The 8,238-nt window shown below is 51.2% G+C and carries 2 protein-coding genes and 1 pseudogene; 2 read left to right on the forward strand and 1 reads right to left on the reverse strand.

Features of this window, described 5'->3' with window-relative positions:
• Positions 1-222: 222 nt before the first annotated feature.
• Positions 223-777, forward strand: a complete 555-nt coding sequence (locus G9G53_RS18605) for a GNAT family N-acetyltransferase (protein WP_165149533.1) — start codon at positions 223-225, stop codon at positions 775-777.
• A gap of 552 nt (positions 778-1,329) precedes the next feature.
• Positions 1,330-1,763, forward strand: a pseudogene (locus tag G9G53_RS26930) (DinB family protein); the annotation flags it as partial.
• Positions 1,764-2,919: 1,156 nt separating this feature from the next.
• Here the strand turns inward: G9G53_RS26930 and G9G53_RS18615 are convergent.
• Positions 2,920-8,238: amino acid adenylation domain-containing protein (locus tag G9G53_RS18615; protein WP_165149537.1), on the reverse strand; the 5,319-nt coding region annotated here is incomplete at its 5' end.

The raw sequence follows: 8,238 nt of genomic DNA on the forward strand, positions 1-8,238 counted from the left end.
TTTAAACCAAAGCAGCCGTCCTGATTTTAACAAAGCCTGATGACACTTGTTCATCAGGCTTTTAATTTTACTAAAAGTGTCTTTTATTATGTTTCATTAATATTTAGTACGCAACTTTATTGTCCGCTGACAGTTGTTTACGATTGAAAAGCGGTTTCTGATAGAATAAAAGGATCTTACAGAATGAAGCCATCTATTTAAATAACAACTGGAGGTATATTCATGCAAACACTTGAAACCAACCGATTGATCCTGCGGAATTTTATCGCAACCGACGCTGCCGGATTGTTGGAGTATACAGCTAATCCAAGAGTTAACTGCTTTATGGACCACCAGATTTCGACGTTGGAGGAAGCTACATTGGAGGTCGAAAAAAGAAGCAGTGACGACTCCCATATCGCGGTCTGCCTGAAAGACAGCAACGAACTGATTGGAGAGCTGTTCGGTATGAAGGAAGAACGAGATTCGGATACATATGGTATTGGATGGAATTTTAATGCCAGATTTGAAGGGAAAGGGTACGCAAGTGAGAGCGCCAACGCCTTCATAGAATATCTCTTTACGCAACAGGAAGTAAGAAGACTGTACGCCTATGTCGAGGACGATAACTTCCGTTCCCAAAAGCTGTGTGAAAAACTGGGCTTTCGCCAGGAAGGCTGCTTCATGGAATTCGTTTCATTTGTTAAATATGAAGACGGCACGCCGAAATACGAGAATACGTATCAATATGCATTACTGAAAAAAGAGTGGCTCTCACAACGTGCTAATCAGAAATAAAGAACAATAGATTAATCTCATTTTTAAAACTAAAAAAACGTTCCATAACAAATACGGCGACTTCTCTCCAGTGGATTCCAGGGAAAAGTCGCCGTTTGGTTTTAGGTTTCGATATAGGGTCTGGTTTAGCTACCCCAAAACGGCTTTGCAATCTGCTGATGATAATTCAACGATCATTTTCATAATTAGTGAGAACTCATTGACTCGAAGTTATTCGGTCCACCCTAATTTTTCGAATTTTATGAGAATATACGCAACTCTAAAAATGCGTATTTATACAAATAATAAGAAGTTGTACTACTTCTTCATTGTCAATTGTTAGCGAATAATAAGGTTTTAAACTAAACAATAAAGAACTAGACTGAATAATAAAGTTATAGACTGGCGACGTGTGGCCCGCATGCGCGGCTGCAGTTGCGCTCCGGAATGAAGTCCAGCTTTGCGATCGGCGCGCTAGCGAAGGCGGCCGGTGTAATTAGAAAATATAGTCTTAGACTGGGAAATAAAGTATTAAAGATATAAACTACGAATATGCTTTTTTCTTGAACCCTCGAATGGTCGCTTGGGCAAATGTACCTGCATCTGCCTCATTCCACGCTGAACTTGCAGCTCCGTCTTGCGGAGCAGTACATGGCGCTCGGTGGCGGCAGCGAGGAGGGCGGCCATGCCGTGTTTGAGCAAGGGAGCTTCCCACCGGTTCGCATTCAGGTACCGGCCGACTTGCAATATACGCCTCCTCGCCAGAGAGCAAGGAGCAGCTTGTCGCCAAGCTGGAGGAAGCAGGGCGCCGCATGCATGAGATTGGGGCATCGCTACAGAACATAGACCCAGAGCGGCTGCAGCGAAAGGCGACTCATCCGGCCGTAGCCTTCGGCGCGTTAAACGCGGTCGAATGGTTCACGATGGTGGAGATGCATTACCGTCATCATCTTCTTCAAAAGGAGCGGCTAGACGCTTTCTTACAAACTGCAGAGTTATTAGGGTAACAGGACACGATAGTTGAATGTTGACCACAACAGCGGCCAGTCTAGGATTTTATTTTCGCGTCCTTATCTGCCGCGGTTGCATTTGTCGGATCAGTCTAAAACATATTTCTCAAAAGCTGACGACCTTTGAAATGGACAATCGCGTAAAATCAGCAACTCCAGTCTACAACTTTATTTTCTTCGAACATCAATTATGATAATTTTTCTCGTTCAATCTGTAAATTTTCTCACTAATTATGACACTTTCTTCGAACAATAAAGTTGTGTACCAAAATCCAGTATTTGTGATTTTTATTTTTTAATAAAATTCTAAAAATATGTACGTTAAATCCTTATAAATATGTTCTCCTGTCTTTAAATTTTCTAATATTTCTTTACCATAATATTTATTTAAACCAAAGCAGCCGTGTTTTTAATAATCTTGAGTTACCAACACTAAATCGTAGTTACCTACATTAATGTTTCTGAACAGGAAGTGTCAGGTGATAAAAAAGTCGTGAACCAAATTTGTTGATTTTACTGCGTTTGCCAGAGCACGTGATAAACACGAAAAATAAAAAGTCTGAAACCACCATAAATTACCATAAAAAGAAAGTTGGAAACTTGTACTATTACGATAATATAATTTTCATAACCATTTCCTCAATATACTGATTCTTCTATCAAATCTCTTACTAATTCATTATTCACTTCTTTCAATGAAGCCATTATATCTCTAGCTAGTTTATTAATTCTCTTTTTTTGTTCGAATGATAGCTTGATTTTACTTAATTCTTTAAATAGTGAACTTATGGAAGGTAGATTACTATTCCAGCCTCCTGATTGTAATACTGAAAAAAACGTTTCGGCATAATACCAAAAGTCTTCTCCAAGAGCTTCACGTTTCCTTTTTTATCCTGTAGTCTTCGTGTGCCTTTTGTTGTTCTTCTGGTGTCATAGTCAAAAGATTAAACTCGTCTGCAACGATCGGCCATTACTTCTTTTCGTTTTTCGGATTTCTGTTGTGTTTTGTCGATTTTCCAGTAAATTGAAATCGTTACTCAGCGGCACTTGACGTCAGATTCCTGTGGTGGATTTTTCCCTTTCATTTTGAAAAAAACACCCGGCAGGATGCGTACCGAGAAAAATACGGCATACACCCAAGCCGGGTAAGGGATTAGAAAATAATATCAATGGCCTCTAGCACATCTTGCTCCTGTTCGGATTGCCCGTTCAGGGAAATATCCTTCAACAGCACCGAAGGCTGTTCGCAAATTTGGGTGATGATCACGAGCAGGTCCTGAGCGAAATTGTCGATCAGATTGCGCGTAAACAACTTGGTAGCATATTCAAACTGCCCGTTCATTCCCTCATCCAGCAACGAAATGACCAAGGTAAGATCAAATTGGGAAACCGTATGAGTTTCCGGATAAGATTCGATCTTGATATCCCCGAAGCTTTGAACGTTATCTTCCTTGGTTTCCAGAACAAACATGACATCGAATACAGGATTGCGGCTTTGATCTCGCGGCGCCTGCAGCTTTTTCACAAGCTCCTCGAACGGATAATCCTGGTGGTCGTAGGCCCCCAGCATCGTTTCTTTGACTTCATTCAAGTAAGCGAGGAACGTCTTCTCCCCGGACGGATAATGGCGAATCGCCAAAGTGTTGACAAACATTCCGATGAGCGGCTCTAGGTCGGCATGTGTGCGGCCCGAAACCGGCATGCCTACAATGAAGTCTTCTTGTCCCGAGTACTTGCTGAGCAGGATTGAATAGGCCGCCAATAACACCATATAAAGGGTGGCGCCGTTCTCATCGGCGATGCGCTGCAAGCTGTCGGTCATCTGCTTGTCGATGCTGAAAGGCAGCACATCTCCCTCAAAGCTGCGAGCGGCAGGTCTGACAAAGTCCGTAGGCAGTTCAAGCGTCGGCAGTTCGCCTTCCAGCACGTCCAGCCAGTAGGCTTCCTGACGTTTCAGTCGCTCTTTTACAGGTTCGGACTGCTGCCAAGCGGCGAATTCCTTGTATTGAATCCGAAGCGGTTCCAGAGTCTCGCCGTTATACAGGCGCAGCAGCTCTTCGACAAAGATGCCCATCGACATGCCATCCGTGACGATATGATGAATGTCCAGCATGAGCAGTTGCCGTTCCGCTTCCCATTCGACTAAGCCCACACGCAGCAGCGGCGGCCGCTCCAAATCAAAGACGCGCACAAAGCCGTCTACGATGCTCTTCGTTTCACTTTCCGTCGCTTTCGTATACTCGACGGCAAACTTCAAGTCCGGATAAATCCGTTGTACCGGTTCGCCGTCGACCATTTCGAAGCCGGTTCGCAAAATTTCGTGACGAGCTATCAATTCTTTGAGCGCCGCCTCGAATTGATTCCGTTCCAAGCGCCCGACGAGAACCGTCATGCCGGACATGTTGTAGCTAAGCTCGGCGCCTTCCATCTGCTGCTGGATGTACAGCCGTTTTTGCACGGAGGAAAGCGGATAGTAATCCCTCTTATCCAGAACCGGAATGGAGAGGTGTTCCTGCCGCTCCAATTGGCTGATCGCTTCGGCCATCGCTTCGATGGTCGAGTGCCGGAACACATCGCGCAGCGGCAGGTCCACGCTCAGCTCCTTGTGCACCTTGCTGACCAGTGTCGTCGCCCGAAGGGAGTGACCGCCGAGGTCGAAGAAGTTGTCCGTCACGCCAATCGTGACCGCCCCCAGCACGTCCTGCCAGATGGCGACCAGTTTCGCCTCCAGTTCGGTGCGCGGCGCCACATATTCGCGGCCTCCGCCTGCTCCCCCTTCCGGTGCCGGCAGCGCCTTCCGATCGATCTTTCCGTTCGGCGTCAAAGGCAGGTGCTCCAGCTCCACGAAGTACGACGGGATCATGTACCCCGGCAGCTCGCTGGCAATCGCCCGCTTCAGGTCCGCCGCCGTCAAGCCTTCTTCCGCTGTATAATAAGCGCACAAAGCTTTCTGACCTTCTTGATCTTCCCTGACGACGACGACCGCTTCCTTCACGCCACCTACACTCAGCAGCTTCGCTTCGACTTCACCCGTCTCAATCCGGTACCCCCGGATTTTCGCCTGGTTATCGATCCGGCCGATGAAGTCCACGTTCCCGTCCTCCATCCACCGCGCCAAGTCTCCCGTGCGGTACAACCGCTCGCCCGCGGCGAACGGACTGTCTACGAACTTCTCTTCTGTCAGCTCCGGACGGTTCAAGTACCCGCGCGCCACTCCGACTCCGCCGATAACCAGCTCGCCCAGCACCCCCACCGGCACCGGGTTCAGGTACGCGTCCACGATGTAGAATTTCGCATTCAGCCACGCTTTGCCGATCGGCACATGGCCTGTCTGCGGCAGCTTCGTCAGCTCCTCGTCGTAGAAACTGGAGTCGATTGCCGCTTCCGTCACACCGTATGCGTTGATGATCCGGAACAACGAGCCGAAGCGTTCCTGCAAGGTTCGGTAATCCGCCACGCTACAGCTGTCCGAGCTCGTGATCAACAGCTCCATCCAGCTCATATCCAGTTGCTGCTCGTGCACGTACTCCAGGAACGGCACGATCAGCGCCGGCGTCGATTCGAAGATGGTGACCCGCTCCTGCTCAATCCAGTAGTGCAGACGAGACGGATCGATCCGGTCGTCCTTCGGCACAATCACCATCGTGCCTCCGTTGTACAGCGTCCGCGCGATATCTCCCACGAACACGTCGAACGAGAAGCTGGCCAGCTGCAGCAGCCGCACCGGGAACTGATCCAACCGGTATTCCCGCCGGTAGCCCGCCGCCGTGTTCACCAGGCTGCGGTGCTCGATCATCACGCCCTTCGGCTTGCCCGTCGTTCCCGACGTGTAGATCACATACGCCAAATCCTCCGGACGGGCTTCATGGAAGCTGTCGGCATTCGTCCGCTCGTCGCTGTACGACGCTTCGTCGTCGAGGTACAGCACCGCCGCCAGCGCTAGCTCCTCTTCGCCGAGCCAGGCTTCGGCGCGCTCTCGCAACGGCGTTTGCGTCAACAGCACCTTCGCTCCGCTGTCTTCAAGCATGAACCGCACGCGCTCCGCCGGATAATCCGGGTCGAGCGGCACATACGCCCCGCCTGCTTTCCAGACGGCCAGCACGGCCACCAGCAAGTCCACCGAACGCTCGGCGAGAATGCCGACGATCGTCTCCCGGCCGATGCCGCTTGTGCGCAGCGTAGCCGCCAAGCGGTTCGCCCGCTCGTTCAGCTCCGCATACGTCAGCCGGTCGTTCTCGTACACGACGGCCGCCTCTTCCGGCGTGCGCTCCGCCTGTTCCTCAAACAGCCGGTGGAACGCGGCCGCCGGAGTCGCTTCCGGCTGCGCCGGGTTAAACGCGCTGAGAATTTGCTCTTTTTCCGCCGGTGTCAAAATGCCCAGGTCGGCAATAGTCGCCGACGGGTTGCGGAGAATGGATTCAAGCAGCTGCAAGTAGTGGGCGGCCAATTTCTCCACCGTTTCGGTTTTATAAAGAGCAGTGGCATATTCAAACAGATATTCCAAGCCTTCCTCGATCTCCGTGACGTCCAAGCTGAGATCGAATTTAGCAACAATTTCTTCGCTGGCATACGTCGACAAATGGAGTCCGGGAAGCTGCATTTCCAAATTCTCTGTATTTTGCAAAGCAAACATCGTATCGAACAGCGGATTGCGGGATAAATCGCGAGCCACGTTCACTTTATCCACCAGTTCCTCAAACGGATAATTCTGATGTTCAAAAGCGCCCAGCGTCGTCTCCTTGATTTCCTTCAAGTAGTCAAGGAACGTCTTACCGGCAGCCGGATAACTGCGGATGGCCAGGGTATTGACGAACATCCCGATCAGCGGCTGAACGTCGCTGTGATTTCTGCCCGCAATCGGCGTACCGACCACCACGTCTTCTTGCCCTGTATACTTATGCAATAATATTGTATAACCAGCAAGCAGAACCATGTAAAGCGTTGCGCCATTCTCGGCTGCAAGCCGTTTCAGACCCTCGCTTTTCTCGCTATCCATAAACAATTGCAGCGTGCGGCCCTCGTAGCTCTGCATAGATGGGCGCGGATAGTCCGTCGGCAATTCCAAAACCGGCAGCTCTCCGCGGAACATGTCGAGCCAGTAGGCTTCCTGCTTGGCAAGCTGAGCTTTCTGCTTGTCCGATTGCTGCCATACCGCATAATCTTTGTACTGAATGCTGAGCGGCTCCAACTGTTCCCCGCTGTACAAGCGGACGAACTCTTCGATCAGTACGTCAATCGAAACGCCGTCGGATACGATATGATGCGTATCGAACATTAGAATGTGCCGGTCCGGCGCCAGTTCGGCAAGGCCTACCCGCAGAAGTGGCGGCTTCGCTAGATCAAACGGACGAACGAATTGGCGCACCGTTTCTTCCGCCTGCTCCCCGCTGATCTGCACATATTCCACCTGGAAGGCGGCTTCTTCGTAAATCCGCTGAACCGCTTCGCCTTTTACCATCTCAAAGCCGGTACGCAGCGTCTCATGACGAGCTACGAGCCCGCGGAACGCTTCTTCAAACCGCTGCCGGTCGAGCTCCCCTTCAAGCAGCATAGCTCCCGGTATGTTGTAGCTCAACTCGGCTCCTTCCAGCTGGTTCAAGATATAGAGACGTTTCTGAGCGGAAGAGAGCGAATAATACTCGCTAGGTTCCGCAGCCGGAATAGCTGTGAACGAGCCGATCTCCAGCCGCTCCATAGCCGCGGCCATTTCCTCAACCGTTGAGTAGCGGAATACGTCGCGAAGCGGGAATTCAACGCCTAGCTCCTTATGCATTTTGCTGACAAGCGTCGTCGCCCGCAGGGAGTGGCCGCCGATGTCGAAGAAGTTGTCCGTTACGCCTACCGCCTTCTCCCGAACAAGCACATCCTGCCAAATGGCGGCCAGCTTCGCCTCCAGTTCGGTGCGCGGCGCCACGTATTCGCGGCCTCCGCCTGCTCCCCCTTCCGGTGCCGGCAACGCCTTCCGGTCGATTTTCCCGTTCGGCGTCAGAGGCAGGCGCTCCAGCTCCACGAAGTATGACGGGATCATGTACCCCGGCAGCTCGCTGGCAATCGCCCGTTTCAGGTCCGCCGCCGTCAAGCCATCTTCCGCTGTATAATAAGCGCACAAAGCTTTCTGACCTTCTTGATCTTCCCTGACGACGACGACCGCTTCCTTCACGCCACCTACACTCAGCAGCTTCGCTTCGACTTCGCCCGTCTCAATCCGGTACCCCCGGATTTTCGCCTGGTTGTCGATCCGGCCGATGAAGTCCACGTTGCCGTCTTCCATCCACCGCGCCAAGTCTCCCGTGCGGTACAACCGCTCGCCCGCGGCGAACGGGCTGTCTACGAACTTCTCTTCCGTCAGCTCCGGACGGTTCAAGTACCCGCGCGCCACTCCGACTCCGCCGATGACCAGCTCGCCCAGCACCCCGACCGGCACCGGATTCAGGTGCGCATCCACGATGTAGAATTTCGCATTCAGCCACGC

It is taken from the genome of Paenibacillus sp. EKM206P (assembly GCF_011066155.1).
GTDB lineage: Bacteria > Bacillota > Bacilli > Paenibacillales > Paenibacillaceae > Paenibacillus > Paenibacillus polymyxa_D.